Annotated in this window: 13 protein-coding genes, 1 tRNA gene and 1 rRNA gene; 12 read left to right on the top strand and 3 right to left on the bottom strand. The window is 69.1% G+C overall.

Annotated elements, in window-relative coordinates; all coding sequences use genetic code 11:
- From rrf to ACFY10_RS52820, 3 genes are all read left to right on the top strand, one after another.
- Window positions 1-93, top strand: a 5S ribosomal RNA gene (gene rrf, locus ACFY10_RS52830); the annotation flags it as partial.
- Window positions 94-207: 114 nt separating this feature from the next.
- The gene (locus tag ACFY10_RS52825; protein ID WP_390672591.1) at window positions 208-870 is read left to right on the top strand and encodes a DegT/DnrJ/EryC1/StrS family aminotransferase; all 663 of its coding nucleotides are present in this window, start codon (window positions 208-210) and stop codon (window positions 868-870) included.
- A 97-nt stretch (window positions 871-967) separates the two neighbouring features.
- A tRNA-Thr gene (locus ACFY10_RS52820) sits at window positions 968-1,043 on the top strand.
- A gap of 47 nt (window positions 1,044-1,090) precedes the next feature.
- On the opposite strand, the gene ACFY10_RS52815 is transcribed toward ACFY10_RS52820, so the two are convergent.
- Window positions 1,091-3,844 (bottom strand): SpoIIE family protein phosphatase, encoded by a 2,754-nt coding sequence (locus ACFY10_RS52815; RefSeq protein WP_390672590.1) that lies wholly within the window; start codon window positions 3,842-3,844, stop codon window positions 1,091-1,093.
- Window positions 3,845-4,220: 376 nt separating this feature from the next.
- On the opposite strand from ACFY10_RS52815, the gene ACFY10_RS52810 reads away from it, so the two are divergent.
- From ACFY10_RS52810 to ACFY10_RS52770, 9 genes are all read left to right on the top strand, one after another.
- The gene (locus ACFY10_RS52810) at window positions 4,221-9,692 is read left to right on the top strand and encodes a HAMP domain-containing protein (RefSeq protein WP_390672589.1); all 5,472 of its coding nucleotides are present in this window, start codon (window positions 4,221-4,223) and stop codon (window positions 9,690-9,692) included.
- Between the two features lie 244 nt (window positions 9,693-9,936).
- Window positions 9,937-10,620, top strand: a complete 684-nt coding sequence (locus ACFY10_RS52805; protein WP_390672588.1) for a two-component system response regulator — start codon at window positions 9,937-9,939, stop codon at window positions 10,618-10,620.
- Between the two features lie 124 nt (window positions 10,621-10,744).
- Entirely contained in the window at window positions 10,745-13,453 is a 2,709-nt protein-coding gene (locus ACFY10_RS52800) for a DNA translocase FtsK (RefSeq protein WP_390672587.1), read from the top strand.
- Window positions 13,454-13,698: 245 nt separating this feature from the next.
- Window positions 13,699-14,538, top strand: a complete 840-nt coding sequence (locus tag ACFY10_RS52795) for a helix-turn-helix domain-containing protein (RefSeq protein ID WP_390672586.1) — start codon at window positions 13,699-13,701, stop codon at window positions 14,536-14,538.
- A gap of 85 nt (window positions 14,539-14,623) precedes the next feature.
- Complete coding sequence (rimO, locus tag ACFY10_RS52790) at window positions 14,624-16,093, top strand: 30S ribosomal protein S12 methylthiotransferase RimO (protein WP_390672585.1); 1,470 nt, start codon at window positions 14,624-14,626, stop codon at window positions 16,091-16,093.
- Window positions 16,090-16,812 carry a CDP-diacylglycerol--glycerol-3-phosphate 3-phosphatidyltransferase gene (pgsA, locus tag ACFY10_RS52785; protein WP_390672584.1) on the top strand — a complete coding sequence of 241 codons (723 nt, stop codon included), beginning with the start codon at window positions 16,090-16,092 and terminating at the stop codon, window positions 16,810-16,812. The genes rimO and pgsA overlap by 4 nt, the downstream gene beginning before the upstream one ends.
- Entirely contained in the window at window positions 16,809-17,354 is a 546-nt protein-coding gene (locus ACFY10_RS52780) for a CinA family protein (RefSeq protein WP_390672583.1), read from the top strand. The genes pgsA and ACFY10_RS52780 overlap by 4 nt, the downstream gene beginning before the upstream one ends.
- A gap of 109 nt (window positions 17,355-17,463) precedes the next feature.
- A complete protein-coding gene (locus ACFY10_RS52775; RefSeq protein ID WP_016432287.1) occupies window positions 17,464-17,838 on the top strand; it encodes a helix-turn-helix domain-containing protein in 375 nt (124 codons plus the stop codon).
- A gap of 255 nt (window positions 17,839-18,093) precedes the next feature.
- Window positions 18,094-18,372 carry a hypothetical protein gene (locus tag ACFY10_RS52770; protein WP_390672582.1) on the top strand — a complete coding sequence of 93 codons (279 nt, stop codon included), beginning with the start codon at window positions 18,094-18,096 and terminating at the stop codon, window positions 18,370-18,372.
- On the opposite strand, the gene ACFY10_RS52765 is transcribed toward ACFY10_RS52770, so the two are convergent.
- Together ACFY10_RS52765 and ACFY10_RS52760 are read right to left on the bottom strand one after the other, a co-directional pair.
- Window positions 18,320-19,084 carry an SDR family NAD(P)-dependent oxidoreductase gene (locus ACFY10_RS52765; RefSeq protein ID WP_390672581.1) on the bottom strand — a complete coding sequence of 255 codons (765 nt, stop codon included), beginning with the start codon at window positions 19,082-19,084 and terminating at the stop codon, window positions 18,320-18,322. The two genes, ACFY10_RS52770 and ACFY10_RS52765, sit on opposite strands and share 53 nt — an antisense overlap.
- A gap of 32 nt (window positions 19,085-19,116) precedes the next feature.
- Window positions 19,117-19,953, bottom strand: a complete 837-nt coding sequence (locus ACFY10_RS52760) for an Fpg/Nei family DNA glycosylase (RefSeq protein ID WP_390672580.1) — start codon at window positions 19,951-19,953, stop codon at window positions 19,117-19,119.
- Between the last annotated feature and the right edge of the window lie 33 nt (window positions 19,954-19,986).

Genomic DNA, 19,986 nt, shown 5'->3' with positions numbered 1-19,986 from the left:
ACGCCCGGTTACATTCCGAACCCGGAAGCTAAGCCTTACAGCGCCGATGGTACTGCAGGGGGGACCCTGTGGGAGAGTAGGACGCCGCCGAACAATCATTCAAAGGGTTGGATCCTGAACTTCGGTTCGGGGTCCAACCCTTTTTTGTTCTCCGTCACTTGAAGTTCACGTTGCGCAACAACCATCCGGAGCATGGGTACTGCTGCAATGCTCAGGGCCGCCGGCGTCGGAGTCGGTGACGAGGTTGTCGTGCCGGCCTTCGGGAACTCCGAGGTCGCCGGGGCCGTCGCCCTTGCCGGCGCGCTGCCGGTGTTCGCCGACATAGATCCGCTGACGTACTGCCTCGACGCGGCCGCTGTCGAGGCAGCCGTAACTCCGCGGACGGCGGCGGTCGTTGTCGTACACCGCTTCGGTCGGCCGGCCGACATCGCGCGGCTGCACGGTGTGGGGCAGCGGCACGGGCTTCTGGTGCTGGAGCAGGGGGAGTCCGAGGTGCCGTACGACGAGATTGCTCAGCGGAGGGAGCGGGCCGCCTATCTCGACGCCAAGTTGAGGGGTGTGCGGACGCCCGACGGCGGTGACGGGCACACCTACCAGCAGTACGTCGTGCGCGTGCCGGGGAACGGGCGGCCGGATCGGGATGCCTTCGCTCGGGCCGTGCGGGCCAGGGGAGTTGAGTGCCGGGTGCCGGTGAAGACGCCTGTGCACCGGCTGCCGGAGTTCCGTCGGTGTGTGTCGCTGCCGGAGACCGAGCGGGCCGCCGACGAGACTCTCGCGCTGCCGGTGGACGCCGCGCTGACGAAGCGGGACATGCAGCGCATCGTGGGCGCGTGCAATGCACTGGGTGGATTGCTTCAGCCTGCCTTCTGAGCGGGCGGTCCGCACTGGACGACGCGGTTGGGAGCACGTATCTGTTCGGGGTATGATCTATTCCGTTGCCGCGAGGGAGAACTCCCCAAGGTGACAGGCCCCTATAGCTCAGTCGGCAGAGCGTCTCCATGGTAAGGAGAAGGTCAACGGTTCGATTCCGTTTGGGGGCTCCAGTCGAAAGGCCCCGCCCAATTGGGCGGGGCCTTTTTGTGTTCGCGCCTCAGTCCTTGTGAAGGCCCGGGACCCGCATCGCCAGGATCGCCATGTCGTCGGACGGGGCGTCGGATGCGAAGCGTTCCACCGCGCGCATGATGCGGGCTGCGACCGCGCCCGCCGTCAGGCCCGTGCAAGTCGTGAGGACGTCGGTGAGGCCGTCGTCGCCCAGCATGCGGGTGCCCTCGCGGCGTTCCGTCACGCCGTCCGTGACGCACAGGAGGACGTCTCCCGGGTCGAGGGTGACCGTCTGCTCGTAGAGCTCCAGGTCGTCCATGACGCCCAGGAGCGGCTGGGGTTCGGCGGCCGGTTCGACCGTGCCGTCCTGGCGGAGGCGGAGCGGGAGGGGGTGGCCGGCGCAGACCACCTTCAGTTCCGCGCTTCCGTCCTCCTGGGGCCGTAGCTCGCCGTAGAGGAGGGTGAGGAAGCGGCTGCGGGCGCCCTCGTCGAGAATGGCCGAGTTCAGACGCTCCAGGACCGCCGGGCCGCTGAGGCCCTCGCGGGCCAGAAGGCGGAGTGCGTGCCGGGCGAGGCCCGTGACTGCCGCCGCGTTGGGGCCCGTACCGCAGACGTCGCCGATGGCGAAGCCGTAGGCGCCGTCGCTGATCGGGAAGAGGTCGTAGAAGTCGCCGCCGACCTCGTTGCCCTCGCCGGCCGCGCGGTAGATGACCTCGACCTCGACGCCGTCGATCTCCGGGAGTTCCGGGGGCAGGAGGCTGCGCTGGAGGGACTGGCTGATGGCCGTGCGCTCCGAGTACAGGCGGGCGTTGTCGAGGGCCAGGGCGGCCCGGCGGCTCAAGTCCTCGGCCAGTTCCAGGATTTCCTGGCGGAAGTGTTCGTCGGTGGGCTTGCCGAGGGTCAGCATGCCGATGACGCGGTTTCGGGCCACCAGAGGGAGAACGACTGTTTCGCCGCCGACCGCGGAGGCGGTGGCGAGCGTGGGGCCGATGCCCGAGGCGATCTGGTGGGTCGGACCTCCGCTCAGGCCGAGGCTGCGCATGGAGCTGCGCAGGGCCGCCTGGTGGGCGACCTCGCCGGGGGCCGACCAGACGCGGGCGCCCGGGGTCGGTACCGGGTCAGGCGGGGGGACCTTCGAGAGCAACGACTTGATGCCGTCGATGAGTTCCTCGTCCTCGTGCAGGACGTACGACAGGTACGGCTCGGAGGCCTGGTCGGCGATCGTGTAGACGGCGCACCAGGTGGCGAGGGTGGGGACCGTCATCTGGGCCATCAGGGCCAGGGTCTGGTCGCGGTCCAGGGTGCCGGCCAGTAGGTCGGAGGCCTCGACCAGGAAGCTCAGGGAGCCTCGGCGCAGGCGCTCCAGTTCGCCGAGGCGGGCCGACTCGACGGCCAACGCGATGCGGTCGGCGGCGAATTGGAGGCGCAGGGCCTCCTCGTTGGAGTATCTGCCGGGGCTCTCGGCCGCCACTCCGAGGGAGCCGGTGAGTCGGCCCTCGACCTTGAGCGGGACCGTGACGACCGAGCGCATGCCCGTGCCGCTGAGGAGCGGGACGGCGCCGGGTACGGCAGTGAGGTCGTCGTGGACGGCCGGCATGCGGGCCGAGCCGTAGCGGCCGGGGCCTGCCTCGACGGGCACGCGCGCGAAGCGCTGGCGGGCGGAGGGCAGGCCGGTGGAGGCGCGGACCTCCAGCTCCGTTTCGTCGTCGGTCGCGAGGAGCAGGAAGGCGGAGTCGGCGTCCAGCATGTCGCGGGCGCGTTCGACCGTGCGCTGGAGGAGCCCGTCGAGGTCGTCCGGGGCCGGGGAGCCGATGAACACCTCGAAGGGGTCGGTGCTCTGGCCGTCGGCGGAGGGTGCCGTGTCGGAGGCCGGGATGCGCAACGGGGTCTGCAGGACGGCCCGTTCGTGGTCTCGGACGAGGAGGCAGACCGTGGACGGCTCGCCGCCCGTGTCACGGACGCGGAGGTGCGAGGCGTACACCGGGGTGACGCGGCCGTTGGCGCCCCTTATGCCGTAACTGCCCTCCCAGCGGGAGAGCTGGAGGGCCTCCGCGATGCCGGTGCTGGTGCCCGGGGTGTGCGGCCAGGCGGCGAGATCGGTAAGGGGCTTTCCGATCACCTGTTCGGCGGGGTAACCGAAGAGCTCCTCCGCGTCCTCGTTCCACGAGGTGATGGAACCGCCGCGGTCGATCTGGACGACCGCGACGCGGACCCGGCCGTCGGCGAGTGGCAGTAGGTCGGCGGGGAGGGACGGGCCGGCGGCGCGGGTGCCCACTGCGCGCTCGGGGAGGTCGAGTTGGAACCAGACCTGCTTGTGCGTGGGCGTGTACTCGACGCCCCAGCGGCCGGCGAGTGCGGCGCACAGCTGGAGTCCCCGGCCGCCCTCGCGGTCCGGGCTGCCCATGTTGACGGGGTGGCCCTGGAGGGGGATCTCGCGCTCCGGATACCGGTCGGCCACCTCGATCCGTACGCCTTCATCACTGCGCAGACACAGGACGTCCGCGGAGGTGCCCGCGTGCACCACGGCGTTGGTGACCAGTTCGCTGGTGAGGACCACGGCGTCGTCGACGATGTCGGCGAATCCCCAGCCCTGGAGGGTGTCGCGGACGAAGGAGCGGGCGGTCGCTACCGATCGTCCGACGGGCTCGAAGCAGGCGGCCGCGCGCGCGGTGATCACAGAACTCCTCGTCCGGTTGTCGACGGGCAGGGCTGCCTGGCCGACCGGCTCGTGCCGCTGATGCGGCAGACCGCCCGTCGGCCGGGGGTCCGGGGGCTGTCCCCCCGGGATCAGTCCGGTGGTCATGTGTGCGGCCGCCCCTCCGATGCCCGCTCGTTCTCGTGCCACCGCCCAGGCCGGACGGACCGGCGCGGCTGGACAGCCGCATGCAAGGTTACTTACCTTCGACGGCCATGCGGATGCCGGTCTGCAGTGTTTCCGCCCAGAGGGTGTGCGGACGATGTGCGAAGCTGCCGAACTGTTATGGCCGGGTTCAGGCAGGGTGAAACACTGGGCAAGCTTCTTGTGAAGGTCCGGGCAGGCTGAGTGTCTTCCGCGTACAGCGGGCAGCAGCCCGTGGTGCGGCCTGGTACATCGGGCAGAAATAAGCAGCAGTACCTGGTACGTCGAGCGGTAGTACCGGAGCACAGCAGTAACGGTCGACCCCTGCGGGAGGGACACAGTGGAGTCTGGCGCAGCGACGCGGGGCACTAAGACGCGCGCGAAAGGCGGACAGTCCCTGAATAACCAGCGCAAACCGCGCGGCGGGAGCACCGCGGTGGACACGGCTGCTCTGAACAGGCTGCTGGCGGCTCTTGTGGCGATGCGCGACGGGAACTTCCGGAAGCGGCTCACGGTGTCCGGCGACGGCGTGATGTCGGAGATTGCTGCGGTTTTCAATGAGGTGGCCGACCGCAATCTGCATTTGACGGGCGAGCTGTCGCGGGTGCGGCGCATGGTGGGTCGTGAGGGCAAGCTCACGGAACGGCTGGAGACGGGCGCCTACGAAGGCTCCTGGGCGGCCGCCATCGAGGCGTCCAATGCGCTCGTGGACGACCTCGTACGGCCCGTCTCCGAGGTCGGCCGGGTGCTCTCGGCGGTGGCGGAGGGTGATCTGTCGCCGCGGATGGAGCTGCGGACGCAGGCGCCGGACGGGACGGGGCATCCGCTGCGCGGGGAGTTCCTCAAGGTCGGGCGGACTGTAAACAACCTTGTCGACCAGCTGTCGACGTTCACCGACGAGGTCACGCGCGTGGCCAGTGAGGTGGGCACCGAGGGCAAGCTGGGCGGGCAGGCACGCGTGCGTGGCATGTCGGGTTCGTGGAAGGACCTCACGGACTCCGTCAACACGATGGCGTACCGGCTGACGGCCCAGGTGCGGGACATCGCCCTGGTGACGACTGCGGTGGCCAAGGGTGACCTGTCCCGGAAGGTCACCGTTCACGTCGCCGGCGAGATGCTGGAGCTGAAGAACACCGTCAACACGATGGTCGACCAGCTGTCGTCCTTCTCCTCCGAGGTGACGCGAGTCGCGCGTGAGGTGGGCACCGAGGGCGAGCTCGGCGGGCAGGCTCAGGTGCCGGGTGTGGCCGGTGTGTGGAAGGACCTCACCGATTCGGTGAACCTCATGGCCGGCAACCTGACGGCCCAGGTGCGCGGGATCGCGCAGGTCACGACCGCGGTCGCCAACGGTGACCTGTCGCAGAAGGTGACCGTCTCCGCACGTGGTGAGGTCGCGCAGCTCGCGGACACGATCAACCAGATGACGGAGACGCTGCGGATCTTCGCGGACGAGGTCACGCGCGTGGCCAACGAGGTCGGTGCCGCGGGGCAGCTGGGCGGCCAGGCGAATGTGCCGGGCGCGGCGGGTACGTGGAAGGACCTGACGGACTCCGTCAACACGGTGTTCCGGAATCTGACCATTCAGGTGAGGGACATCGCGGCCGTCACCACGGCGGTGGCCAACGGTGACCTCTCCCAGAAGGTCACCGTGGACGTGGCCGGCGAGATGCTCGAGCTGAAGAACACCGTCAACGGGATGGTCGACCAGCTGTCCTCGTTCGGCTCCGAGGTCACGCGGGTGGCCCGGGAGGTCGGTGTCGAGGGTGAGCTGGGCGGACAGGCGCAGGTGCCCGGCGCGGCCGGTACCTGGAAGGACCTGACCGACTCGGTCAACACCGCATTCCGCAACCTCACCGGGCAGGTGCGCAACATCGCCCAGGTGACGACGGCGGTCGCAAACGGCGATCTGTCGCAGAAGGTCACCGTGGACGTCTCCGGCGAGATGCTCCAGCTGAAGAACACCGTGAACACGATGGTGGACCAGCTGTCGTCCTTCGCCGACCAGGTGACGCGGATGGCCCGGGACGTGGGCACCGAGGGCCGCCTCGGCGGTCAGGCGGTCGTACCGGGTGTGGCTGGTACGTGGAAGGAGCTCACCGACTCCGTCAACGGCATGGCCGGCAACCTGACGGCCCAGGTGCGCAACATCGCCCAGGTGACGACCGCGGTCGCGCAGGGCGACCTGTCCCAGAAGATCGACGTGGACGCGCGCGGGGAGATCCTGGAGCTGAAGAACACCATCAACACGATGGTCGACCAGCTCTCCGGATTCGCCGACCAGGTGACCCGGGTGGCTCGCGAGGTGGGCACCGAGGGCCGTCTGGGCGGTCAGGCGCAGGTGCCCGGCGTGGCAGGCGTATGGCGTGACCTGACCGACTCCGTGAACGGAATGGCAGGAAACCTTACCGCCCAGGTGCGCAACATCGCCCAGGTCGCCACCGCGGTCGCCCGAGGTGACCTCTCCCAGAAGATCACCGTGGACGCGCGCGGGGAGATCCTGGAGCTGAAGAACACCCTGAACACGATGGTGGACCAGCTGTCGTCGTTTGCGGAGGAGGTCACCAGGGTCGCCCGCGAGGTGGGTACGGAGGGGCAGCTCGGCGGTCAGGCCGAGGTGCAGGGTGTCTCCGGCACCTGGAAGGACCTCACCCAGTCCGTGAACTTCATGGCGAACAACCTGACGATCCAGGTGCGCAACATCGCCGAGGTCACGACCGCGGTCGCCAAGGGCGACCTGTCCAAGAAGATCACTGTTGACGCGAAGGGCGAGATTCTCGAGCTCGTCACGACGGTCAACACGATGGTCGACCAGCTCTCCAGCTTCGCCGAGCAGGTGACCCGGGTGGCCCGCGAGGTGGGCACCGAGGGCATCCTGGGCGGCCAGGCGCACGTGCCGGGTGTCACGGGCATCTGGAAGGACCTCAGCGGCAATGTGAACCTGATGGCCAAGAACCTGACCATGCAGGTGCGCAACATCTCCCAGGTCGCAGCGGCCGTCGCCAACGGCGACCTGACGCGGACGGTGACGATCGAGGCGCGCGGCGAGGTGCAGCAGCTTGCCGACACCTTCAACACGATGGTGAAGACGCTGAGTTCGTTCGCCGATCAGGTCACGAAGGTGGCCCGCGAGGTGGGCACGGACGGCATCCTCGGCGGTCAGGCGCATGTGCCGGGCGTGGCGGGCACCTGGAAGGACCTCACCGATTCGGTGAACGGCATGGCGTCCAACCTGACCGGCCAGGTGCGCAACATCGCCATGGTCACCACGGCCATCGCCAAGGGTGACCTGACCAAGAAGATCGACATTGACGCTCGCGGCGAGATCCTTGAGCTCAAGACGACGATCAACACGATGGTTGACCAGCTGTCCAGTTTCGCCGAGGAGGTCACCCGAGTGGCCCGCGAGGTGGGCACGGAAGGACAGCTCGGCGGTCAGGCACGCGTGCGTGACGTCGACGGCACCTGGCGCGACCTCACCGAGTCCGTGAACGAAATGGCAGGAAACCTTACTCGGCAGGTGCGCGCCATCGCGCGCGTGGCGACCGCGGTGACCCGCGGTGACCTGAACCTGAAGATCGACGTGGATGCGTCCGGCGAGATCCAGGAGCTGCAGGACTACATCAACAAGATGATCGCCAACCTGCGCGACACCACGATCGCCAACAAGGAGCAGGACTGGCTGAAGGGCAATCTCGCCCGTATCTCCGCGCTGATGCAGGGCCGTCGCGATCTGCAGGACGTGGCCTCGCTGATCATGAGCGAGCTGACACCGGTGGTCTCGGCACAGCACGGCGCGTTCTTCGTGGCGATGACGCCCGTGGACGGCAAGGACCTGAGCGCCGAGAGCGAGGACTCGTACGAGCTGCGCATGCTGGGGTCGTACGGCTACTCGATGGGCTCCATGCCGACCTCGTTCCGGCCGGGCGAGGCGCTCATCGGGACCGCCGCCGAGGAGAAACGCACGATCCTGGTGGAGAACGCGCCCAGCGGCTACCTGAAGATCTCCTCCGGCCTCGGCGAGGCGCCGCCCGCGCAAGTGATCGTCCTTCCGGTGCTGTTCGAGGGCAAGGTGCTCGGTGTCATCGAGCTGGCCTCCTTCAATCCGTTTACGCAGATCCAGAAGGACTTCCTCAACCAGATCGCCGAGATGATCGCGACCAGCGTCAACACCATCTCCGTCAACACCAAGACGGAGCTGCTGCTGAAGCAGTCGCAGGAGCTGACCGAGCAACTCCGGGAGCGGTCGGCCGAGTTGGAGAACCGGCAGAAGGCCCTCCAGGCGTCCAACGCCGAACTGGAGGAGAAGGCCGAGCTGCTGGCCCAGCAGAACCGCGACATCGAGGTCAAGAACACCGAGATCGAGGAGGCCCGGCAGGTCCTGGAGGAGCGCGCCGAGCAGCTCGCCGTGTCGATGCGCTACAAGAGCGAGTTCCTCGCCAACATGTCGCACGAGCTGCGCACACCGCTCAACTCGCTGCTGATCCTGGCCAAGTTGCTCGCCGACAACGCGGACTCCAACCTCACCCCGAAGCAGGTCGAGTTCGCCGAGACCATCCACGGCGCGGGCTCCGACCTGCTTCAGCTGATCAACGACATCCTCGACCTGTCGAAGGTCGAGGCGGGCAAGATGGACGTCTCCCCGACGCGTATCGCGCTCGTCCAGCTCGTCGACTACGTGGAGGCCACCTTCCGGCCGCTGACCGCTGAGAAGGGCCTCGACCTGTCCGTACGGGTGTCGCCGGAACTGCCCGCCACGCTGCACACCGACGAACAACGGCTGCTGCAGGTGCTGCGGAACCTGCTGTCCAACGCGGTGAAGTTCACCGACTCCGGGGCCGTGGAGCTGGTCATCCGGCCGGCCGGCCGGGAGGTCCCGGTGGCGATCCGGGAGCAGCTGCTCGAGGCCGGGTCGATGAGCGACCCGGACGCGGATCTGATCGCGTTCTCGGTGACGGACACCGGCATCGGTATCGCCGCCAGCAAGATGCGCGTGATCTTCGAGGCGTTCAAGCAGGCGGACGGCACGACGAGCCGCAAGTACGGCGGTACCGGCCTGGGGCTGTCGATCTCGCGGGAGATCGCCCAGCTGCTCGGCGGTGAGATCCACGCGCAGAGCGAGCCGGGACGCGGTTCGACGTTCACGCTGTATTTGCCGCTGCATCCGAGCGAACTGCCGCCGCAGGGCTACCAGCAGGCCCTGCCCGCCCTGAACGCCGGCGATCTGGTGGCCGCCTCGGACCTGGCCCAGTTCCCCGAGGTGGAGATCGAGACGCCGGCCGAGGTGAAGTCGTACCGGGAGACACAGAACGGCGCCGCCGCGCTCTTCAGGCGCCGCCGCAGGCACGCACTCGACGCCGACCAGCGCCTGGCGACCCAGGAGCAGTGGTCGGCCGCCGAGCAGGACGCGACGCCGCAGGTGCACCGCGGGATCCGGTTCGGCGGCGAGAAGGTGCTGATCGTCGACGACGACATCCGCAATGTGTTCGCATTGACCAGCGTGCTAGAACAGCACGGGCTGTCCGTGCTGTACGCCGAGAACGGCCGCGAGGGCATCGAGGTCCTGGAACAGCACGACGACGTCGCGGTCGTCCTGATGGACATCATGATGCCCGAGATGGACGGCTACGCGACGACCACGGCGATCCGCAGGATGCCGCAGTTCGCGGGCCTGCCGATCATCGCGCTGACCGCGAAGGCGATGAAGGGCGACCGGGAGAAGGCGATCGAGTCGGGCGCCTCCGACTACGTGACCAAGCCGGTCGATCCCGATCACCTGCTGTCGGTGATGGAGCAGTGGATGCGGGGGGAGTGACGGGAACCATCGATGTTCACACGGAGTTGCTGACTCAGTGTGGCCGAAGCCGTGTAGAAGTACGGGATTCGGGGAACCTTCTGGTCTCCCGCTACGTTTCTGCTACGTGCACAGTGACATCGCGGTGACAGGGTGTGGCGACAGGCGGGGTGCGGCTACGATGACCGGCACAAGGACGGGCGGCGAAAGGGAGTCGTCCCAAGGGGCGGCGCCCGGTGCACATCCGGGGCGAGGAGGGCGGGCCATGGTGCAGAAGGCCAAGATCCTCCTGGTCGATGACCGGCCGGAGAATCTGCTTGCGCTGGAGGCCATCCTCTCTGCGCTCGATCAGACGCTGGTGCGGGCATCGTCCGGGGAGGAAGCGCTCAAAGCACTGCTCACGGACGACTTCGCGGTCATTCTGCTGGACGTTCAGATGCCGGGAATGGACGGTTTCGAAACAGCCGCGCACATCAAGCGGCGAGAACGGACCCGGGACATCCCGATCATCTTCCTCACCGCGATCAACCACGGCCCGCACCACACCTTCCGTGGGTACGCGGCGGGCGCGGTGGACTACATCTCCAAGCCGTTCGACCCGTGGGTGCTGCGCGCGAAGGTCTCGGTCTTCGTCGAGCTGTACATGAAGAACTGCCAGCTGCGGGAGCAGGCGGCGCTGCTGCGGCTCCAGTTGGAGGGCGGTGGCGGCAAGGCCGCGGTGGGCGAGGCCAAGGAGCCCGCCAGCCTGCTCGCTGAGCTGTCGGCGCGGCTCGCGGCGGTCGAGGAGCAGGCCGAGGCGCTGTCCAAGCAGCTCGACGACGAGTCGGCGGATGCGGCGGCCGTGGCGACCGCGGCCCATCTCGAACGCAAACTCACGGGATTGCGGCGGGCGCTGGACGCCTTGGAGCCGGGCGCCGGCAGCGCGTCCTCGGTGCCCTCGCAGAACTGACTGCCAGGCGCGGACCAGTTGCCCATGAGGACGCGTCAGTTCCGCGCTCGCTTCAGGGCGACACGAACGGGTGAAGCAGTAGGCACACGTGTCCGCTGTCGCATCCACCGGTAACCTCACACCTATGGCCTCACGTCCCTCCGCTGCCAAGAAGCAGCCCGCGAAGAAGGCGGCGGCTCCGGCGAAGAAGGCCGCCGCGAAAAGGGCCCCGGCGAAAAAGGCGCCCGCCAAGAAGGCCGCGGCGAAGAAGTCCGCGCCGCCCCCGAAGCCGGCGCCGAGTCCGACCGGCGGCATCTACAGGCTGGTGCGCGCCCTCTGGCTGGGCGTCGCGCACGCCGTCGGCGCCGTGTTCCGCGGCATAGGGAACGGCGCCAAGAACCTCGACCCCGCGCACCGCAAGGACGGGATCGCCCTGCTGCTGTTCGGTATCGCACTGATCGTCGCCGCGGGCACCTGGGCCGATCTGCGCGGCCCCGTCGGCGACCTCGTCGAGATCCTGGTGACCGGCTCCTTCGGCCGCCTCGACCTGCTCGTGCCGATACTGCTCGCGGTCATCGCCGTCCGCTTCATCCGGCACCCCGAGCAGCCCGAGGCCAACGGCCGCATCGTGATCGGCCTGTCCGCGCTCGTCATCGGTGTGCTCGGCCAGGTCCACATCGCCTGCGGGGCACCCGCCCGCAGTGACGGCATGCAGGCGATAAGGGACGCCGGCGGCCTCATCGGCTGGGCTGCGGCGACCCCGCTGACGTACACGATGGGCGACGTTCTCGCCGTACCTCTGCTCGTGCTGCTGACGATCTTCGGGCTGCTCGTCGTCACGGCCACTCCCGTCAACGCCATTCCGCAGCGGCTGCGGCTGCTCGGCGTGAAGCTCGGCATCCTCCACGATCCGGATGAGGACGAGCTCACCGACGACGAGCAGCGTTACGACGAGCAGTGGCGCGAGGCGCTGCCCGCGCGCACGCGCAGGCGCGGTCCGGCTCCGGAGTCGTACGACCCCGACAGCGCGGAGCAGGAGGCCCTGTCGCGGCGCCGTGGGCGCCCGCGGAGGTCCGCGGTGCCGCAGCCCGACATGCAGCGCCAGATGGACGCCGTGGACGTCGCGGCTGCCGCGGCTGCCGCGCTCGACGGCGCCGTCATGCACGGTATGCCGCCCTCGCCGATCGTCGCCGACCTCACCCAGGGCGTGAGTGTCGGGGATCGCGAGGAGAGCACTCCGACCCCGACACCGGCTCCGAAGGCTGTCCCGGCCGCGCGCCCCAAGCATGAGAAGCTGAAGGTCGAGGTCGCGGATCTCACCAAGCCCGCGCCCGAGACGCCGAGCGACCTGCCCGCGCGCGCCGAGCAGCTCCAGCTGTCCGGCGACATCACCTACTCGCTGCCCTCGCTCGACCTCCTCACGCGCGGCGGCCCCGGCAAGGCGCGCAGCGCGGCCAACGACGCGGTGGTCGCCTCGCTCACGAACGTGTTCTCCGAGTTCAAGGTCGACGCCGCCGTCACGGGCTTCACGCGCGGTCCGACGGTCACGCGTTACGAGGTCGAGCTCGGCCCCGCGGTGAAGGTCGAGCGAATCACCGCGCTGACCAAGAACATCGCGTACGCCGTGGCCAGCCCGGACGTCCGGATCATCAGCCCGATCCCGGGCAAGTCCGCGGTCGGCATCGAAATCCCGAACACCGACCGCGAGATGGTCAACCTCGGCGACGTGCTGCGCCTGGCGGCGGCCGCCGAGGACGACCATCCGATGCTGGTTGCGCTCGGCAAGGACGTCGAGGGCGGCTATGTGATGGCCAACCTCGCGAAGATGCCGCACGTCCTCGTGGCCGGAGCCACCGGTTCCGGTAAATCGTCGTGCATTAACTGCCTGATCACGTCAATCATGGTCCGCGCGACTCCCGAGGACGTCCGTATGGTCCTCGTCGACCCCAAGCGGGTCGAGCTGACCGCCTACGAGGGCATCCCGCACCTGATCACGCCGATCATCACCAACCCGAAGCGGGCCGCCGAGGCGCTCCAGTGGGTCGTACGGGAGATGGACCTCAGGTACGACGACCTGGCTGCGTTCGGATTCCGGCACATCGACGACTTCAACGAGGCCATCCGCAACGGCAAGGTGAAGCTGCCCGAAGGCAGCGAGCGGGAGCTGCAGCCGTACCCGTATCTGCTGGTGATCGTCGACGAGCTCGCCGACCTGATGATGGTCGCCCCCAGGGACGTCGAGGACGCGATCGTGCGCATCACGCAGCTCGCGCGCGCGGCCGGCATCCACCTGGTGCTGGCCACGCAGCGGCCGTCGGTCGACGTCGTCACCGGTCTGATCAAGGCGAACGTGCCCTCGCGGCTCGCCTTCGCCACCTCCTCGCTCGCGGACTCGCGCGTCATCCTCGACCAGCCCGGCGCCGAGAAGCTCATCGGCAAGGGCGACGGGCTGTTCCTGCCGATGGGGGCCAACAAGCCGACCCGTATGCAGGGCGCCTTCGTGACCGAGGACGAGGTCGCTGCGATCGTCCAGCACTGCAAGGACCAGATGGCGCCCGTCTTCCGGGACGACGTCACCGTGGGCACCAAGCAGAAGAAGGAGATCGACGAGGAGATCGGCGACGACCTCGACCTGCTGTGCCAGGCGGCCGAGCTGGTGGTGTCCACACAGTTCGGGTCGACCTCCATGCTCCAGCGCAAGCTGCGCGTCGGCTTCGCCAAGGCCGGGCGGCTCATGGACCTCATGGAGTCCAGGGGCATCGTCGGACCGAGCGAAGGGTCGAAAGCTCGTGACGTTCTTGTGAAGCCTGACGAGCTGGACGGCGTGCTCGCGGTGATCCGCGGGGAGGCTTGAGGAAGAGGCTCGCGCGGGCTGTCCACCGATGTCCGATCGTGACTCACCCGTAAGGGATCATTGAGCAACCGTTTCCCTTCCACGTACGTCAAGTTGAGGGAAGCGACAATCGCGCACCCCACCATCGGCGTGTCCGGCCATTCCGATGGGCTACAAAGTCCGACCGCCCGGTTGCCCCACCCTTTCGCACCCCCCCTAGACTGAACCTCCAGCACAGGTGGCTTAAACGCTCGAAAGGCGCCCCCGTGTCCATCGGCAACTCCCCTGAAGACGAGCGTCCGTTCGAAGACGATCGCGAGGAAGCCCGCCGCTCCGTCGGCCATGCCCTGCGGCAGGCACGAATCGCGGCCGGGCTGACTGTCGACGACGTCACCAACGCCACCCGGGTCCGCATCGCCATCGTGCACGCCATCGAGGCGGACGACTTCGCCCCCTGCGGTGGCGACGTCTACGCCCGGGGCCACATCCGGACCCTGGCCAAGGCTGTCCACCTCGATCCGGCCCCGCTGCTCGCACAGTACGACGCCGCGCACGGCGGCCGCCCGGCCCCGACCCCGGCAGCCCCCCTCTTCGAGGCGGAACGCATCCGCCCCGAGCGGCGCGGGCCCAACTGGACCGCGGCCATGGTCGCCGCGATCGTCGCCGTGGTCGGCTTCGTCGGGTTCACCGCGTTCAAGGGCGGCGACGACGGCGGCGCGAAGCCGCAGGTCGCCGAGGGATCCACGCCCTCGACCAGCAAGTCGGCCTCGCCCACGCCCAAGAGCAGCAAGTCCGGCAACCCGAAGTCCAACCCCTCGGACAGCGCCATCGCGGCCGCGCCCCAGGACAAGGTGACCGTCCAGGTCAGCGCCGCCGACGGACGCAGCTGGATCTCGGCCAAGGATCACAACGGCCGGCTTCTCTTCGACGGACTCCTCAAGCAGGGCGACTCCAAGACCTTCCAGGACAGCGAGAAGATCAACCTCGTCCTCGGCGACGCGGGCGCGATCCAGCTCTACGTCAACGGAAAGAAGATCGAGGACAGCTTCCAGCCCGGTGCGGTCGAGCGCCTGACGTATACGAAGGGCGACCCCCAGGTCGGCTGACAGGGGGCATGTCCATACGGGGTTGGCCAAGATCGGCCAACCCCGTCGACGTGGGCTGTCAGTGAGACAAAGTAGTCTTGAGCGCATGCCTGAACGCCGTACCGTCGCACTCGTCACCCTTGGCTGCGCCCGTAACGAGGTGGACTCGGAGGAGCTCGCAGGCCGCTTGGAGGCGGACGGCTGGGACCTCGTGGAGGACGCCGCGGAAGCGGACGTCGCCGTCGTCAACACCTGTGGGTTCGTCGAGGCCGCCAAGAAGGACTCCGTCGACGCCCTCCTGGAGGCCAACGACCTCAAGGGCCACAGCAGAACCCAGGCCGTCGTGGCGGTGGGCTGCATGGCCGAGCGGTACGGCAAGGAGCTCGCCGAGGCCCTCCCCGAGGCCGACGGAGTACTCGGCTTCGACGACTACGCGGACATCTCCGACCGTCTGCAGACCATCCTGAACGGCGGTATCCACGCCTCCCACACCCCGCGCGACCGGCGCAAGCTGCTGCCGATCAGCCCCGCGGAGCGCCAGGAGTCCGCGACCGCGGTCGCGCTGCCCGGACACGCTCCGGTGGATCTGCCGGACGGGCTGGCGCCCGCCTCCGGTCCCCGTGCGCCCCTGCGCCGCCGGCTGGACGGCGCCCCGGTCGCCTCGGTGAAGCTCGCCTCCGGCTGTGACCGGCGCTGCTCCTTCTGCGCCATTCCGTCCTTCCGCGGCTCGTTCATCTCGCGCCGCCCGAGCGACGTGCTGAACGAGACGCGGTGGCTGGCCGAGCAGGGCGTGAAGGAGATCATGCTGGTCTCCGAGAACAACACCTCGTACGGCAAGGACCTGGGCGACATCCGCCTGCTGGAGTCCCTGCTGCCGGAGCTCGCCGAGGTCGACGGCCTTGAGCGCGTGCGCGTCAGCTACCTCCAGCCGGCCGAGATGCGTCCCGGCCTGATCGACGTCCTGACCTCGACGCCGAAGATCGCCCCGTACTTCGACCTGTCCTTCCAGCACTCCGCCCCCGGCGTGCTGCGCGCGATGCGCCGCTTCGGCGACACCGACCGCTTCCTGGAGCTGCTCGACACCATCCGGAGCAAGGCCCCGCAGGCGGGCGTGCGCTCCAACTTCATCGTGGGCTTCCCGGGCGAGAGCGCGGACGACCTGGCGGAGCTGGAGCGCTTCCTGAACGGCGCGCGGCTGGACGCCATCGGCGTCTTCGGCTACTCCGACGAGGAGGGCACGGAGGCGGCGACGTACGAGAACAAGCTGGACGAGGACGTCGTCGCAGAGCGGCTGGCACGTGTCTCCCGGCTGGCCGAGGAGCTCGTCTCCCAGCGTGCCGAGGAGCGTGTGGGCGAGACCGTGCATGTGCTCGTGGAGTCCGTGGACGAGGAGGGCGTGTACGGCCGCGGGGCGCACCAGGCGCCGGAGACGGACGGCCAGGTGCTGCTCACGAGCGGCGCAGGTCTGAGCGTCGGCCGTATGGTCGAGGCGAAGGTGGTCGGTACGGAAGGTGTCGACCTGGTGGCCGAGCCGCTGGCGGGCTCGCTCGGGTGTAGTGAGGAGGCGGGCAGATGACCGGAGTACCGGCATCGGCGGCGAACGGCTCCTCCAAGGCGGGTCCGCCGAGAGTCGACGGCGCCGATTCCGAACCGGCCGGCGACGCGAAGCCCGCGCGGGGCGCGAAGGTCGTGGCCGCGGCCGTCAACCAGGCCAGCGTCTGGAACATCGCCAACCTGCTCACCATGCTCCGGCTGCTCCTCGTGCCCGGCTTCGTCGCGCTGATGCTGGCCGACGGCGGGTACGACCCGGCATGGCGCTCCCTGGCCTGGGCGGCCTTCGCCATCGCCATGATCACCGACCTCTTCGACGGTCATCTGGCGCGCACCTACGACCTCGTCACCGACTTCGGCAAGATCGCCGACCCCATCGCCGACAAGGCGATCATGGGCGCGGCACTGATCTGTCTCTCCTCGCTGGGCGACCTGCCGTGGTGGGTGACGATCGTCATCCTGGGCCGGGAACTGGGAATCACGCTGCTGCGTTTTCTTGTCATCCGGTACGGCGTCATCCCGGCGAGCCGCGGCGGCAAGCTGAAGACGCTCACACAGGGCGTCGCGGTCGGGATGTACGTCCTGGCGCTGACGGGCTGGCTGGCCACCCTGAGGTTCTGGGTGATGGCGGCGGCGGTCGTCCTGACCGTGGTGACCGGACTCGACTATGTAAGACAGGCCATTGTGCTGCGCAGGCAGGGAATCGCCGAGCGCAAGGCCGCGTTGGAGGAGACGGAAGCGTGAGTTCTCCGGCCGCCGACGTGGTGCGACTACTGACGGTGAGGGGCGAGACCCTCGCGGTCGCCGAGTCGCTCACCGGCGGGCTGGTTGCGGCGGAAATCACAGCCGTCCCCGGAGCGTCCAAGGTGTTCCGTGGTTCGGTGACCGCCTACGCCACCGAGCTGAAGCACGAGTTGCTGGGTGTCGACGCCACCCTGCTGGCACAGCGCGGAGCGGTGGATCCGCAGGTCGCGGCCCAGATGGCGGTCGGCGTACGCAAGGCGCTCGGCGCCGATTGGGGCCTCGCGACGACCGGTGTCGCGGGCCCGGAACCGCAGGACGGGAAGCCCGTCGGGACGGTTTTCGTGGCCGTGGACGGCCCCTTCGGAGCGGATTCCGGTTCTGCCGGTGGCGGAAAAGTCGAGGCCCTGCGGTTGAACGGCGACCGCGCGGAAATTCGTATGGAGAGTGTACGGAGCGTACTCGCACTGCTCCTGAAGGAGCTCGCGAGCGAACGGTCCGGGAATGAGCCGGCACAGGATACGGAACAGAACGGGGGGTTTTGATGTTTGCAGCCCTGAGTGAACACGACATCGCTCCCCGCACGGCCGCAGCGCGAGGCGGTACGGTGGGGGGTGAAGGATGCGGCTACGCGGTCCGAGGAGGGAGCCACCGATGATTCTGCTCCGTCGCCTGCTGGGTGACGTGCTGCGTCGGCAGCGCCAGCGCCAGGGCCGTACTCTGCGCGAAGTCTCCTCGTCCGCCCGAGTCTCACTCGGCTATCTCTCCGAGGTGGAGCGGGGGCAGAAGGAGGCATCCTCCGAGCTGCTCTCCGCCATCTGCGACGCGCTGGACGTACGGATGTCCGAGCTCATGCGAGAAGTGAGCGACGAGCTTGCCCTCGCCGAGCTGGCCCAGTCTGCTGCGGCCACCGAGTCTGTGCCCGCGCCGGTTCGTCCGATGCTGGGTTCCGTGTCGGTGACCGGTGTGCCACCGGAACGGGTGACCATCAAGGCGCCCGCCGAGGCGGTGGACGTGGTCGCCGCGTGACGTTCACGCGCGTGGCTGCGTGAGCCGACGTGCACGTGCAAGGCCCCGGCCGGGGCTTCCCCAGGAAGGACTGGGGAGGTGCGGTCGGGGTTTTCGTGTTGTCGGAGTGCCTTGTACGGCTGTCCGGGCCCGTTTGCCGGTGTGGCTCGGGGCGGTCATGGTGGATGCCTGCGATGCGTTGCGCCCATGTGCCGTCGGTGCGCCCTCCCTGGGGGTGACGGCGGCGGTCTAGCTTCGGGGCCGGAGGTGGCGTCCATGGCACGGCCGACAGTGCGCTGGGGGGCGGTTCTCGGGCTCGGGGTGCTGTGGTGGTGGGCGGTACTGCGGCTTGCGTTCGCGCCCGGTGCCGGGGTGCTGGAGGGGGCGGTCGCCGCCGGCGGATGGGGGCTGAGTCTGCTGCCGGTGCACTGTGTGCCGAAGGCGCGGGCGACGGGGGCCGTGGGGACGGGGCGTTGGCGGGGGGCCTGGCAGACGGCCCGTGTCACCATGGCATCGCCACCCCGCCGTTCGGACGCAGGATCTGGCCCGTCGTGAACGATGAGGCGTCGGAGGCCAGATACAGCACGGTGTGGGCGACGTCCTCCGGTTCGCCGACCCGGCCCAGCGGCGACATCCGGGCCATCAGCGCCTCGGTCTGGGCCTGCGCCTCGGCCTCGTGGCGGTCGGTCATGGGGGTGCGGATCCAGCCCGGCGCGACCGCGTTGACCCGGATCCCGTGCCGGCCGACCTCGTTCGCCAGGGTCTTGGTCAGCTGGACGACGGCCGCCTTGGCCGCGCCGTAGCAGAGCAGGCCGGGGCGGCCGGTGTCGACGGCACCCGAGGCCATGGTGATGATGCTGCCGCCGGTCTTCCGGTCGAGCATCAGGCGGGCGGCCTCCTGGCAGGCGTACAGGACCCCCTTGAAGTTGACGTTCAGGACCCGGTCGAGGTCCTCGTCCCGGGTCTCCAGGACCGGGCTGCTGTGCATGATCCCGGCGACCGCGGCCATCACGTCCAGGCGCTCGCAGGACTCGACGGCCTGTCTGAGCTGCGCCCGGTCGGTGACGTCGAGGTGGTGGACACGGGCGGTGCCGCCGCCGTCCTTGATCAGGGTCGCTGTCTCGTGCAGGCCCTGGGCGTCGCGGTCGGCGCAGTGGACCGTGGCGCCCGCTTCGGCGAGCAGCACGGCCGAGGCGCGGCCGATGCCGCCGGCCGCTCCGGTGACGAATGCGGTGCGTCCGGTGAGTTCGTACGCCTTGACGGCCATGAAGGGACGGTACGAGGGTTTCTGACGGGTCGTCAATTAGTTGTACGGCGTGGAGTTCCGCGGGATGGGGCGGCGCTCGGCGCCGGTCCCGTCTGGCAGTTCGGGCACCAGTAGGTGGGGCGTTCGCGGGAGCCGTCGCCCTGGTCGGCCACGCGAACGGAGGTGTGGCAGCGCAGACAGGGGCGGGGTGCGCGGCCGTACACGAACAGGTCCTGGCCGCGGCGGCCCGTGGTGCTGCGGACCGGGCGGTCGCGGTTGGCCTCCAGGAGCTTCCTGGCGAGCGCGGGCAGCTTCGCGGCACGGTCGGCGGGCAGTGCGCCGATGGGGAGCCAGGGGGTGGCGCCGAGCAGGAAGCAGAGCTCGCTCTTGTAGACGTTGCCGATGCCGGCGAGGTTGCGCTGGTCCAGGAGAGCCTCGCCGAGGGGACGTGCGGGGTCGACGAGGAGGTTGGCGAGCGCCTGCTCCGGATCCCAGTCCGCACCGAGGAGGTCGGGGCCGAGGTGGCCGACGGCACGCTGTTCGTCCGCGGTGCGCAGGAGGTCGAGGACGGGGAGGCGGTAGCCGACGGCCGTGCCGTCCGCGTTGCCCAGGATCACGCGGATCTGGTGGGACGGCCCGCCGGTCCAGCGCCGGCCGTTCGCGTACACCTTCCAGGAGCCGTCCATCCTCAGGTGCGAGTGGAGCGTCAGGCCGCCCTCGATACGGGTCAGGAGGTGCTTGCCGCGCGGGGTGACGTCCAGGACCGTACGGCCCGTGAGGTCGGTCGTGGCGTACTTGGGCACCCGGAAGTCGCTGCGGGTCAGCACCTTGCCGGCGAGCGCGTCGTGCAGGCGTCTCGCCGTCTGCCAGACCGTGTCTCCTTCGGGCATGGGTCAAGGGTGGCACGGGTGGGCGCTCGCGGG

The organism is Streptomyces sp. NPDC001401 (assembly GCF_042895385.1).
Taxonomy (GTDB): Bacteria; Actinomycetota; Actinomycetes; order Streptomycetales; family Streptomycetaceae; genus Streptomyces.
This window is presented reverse-complemented; position numbering and strand designations above follow the sequence as displayed.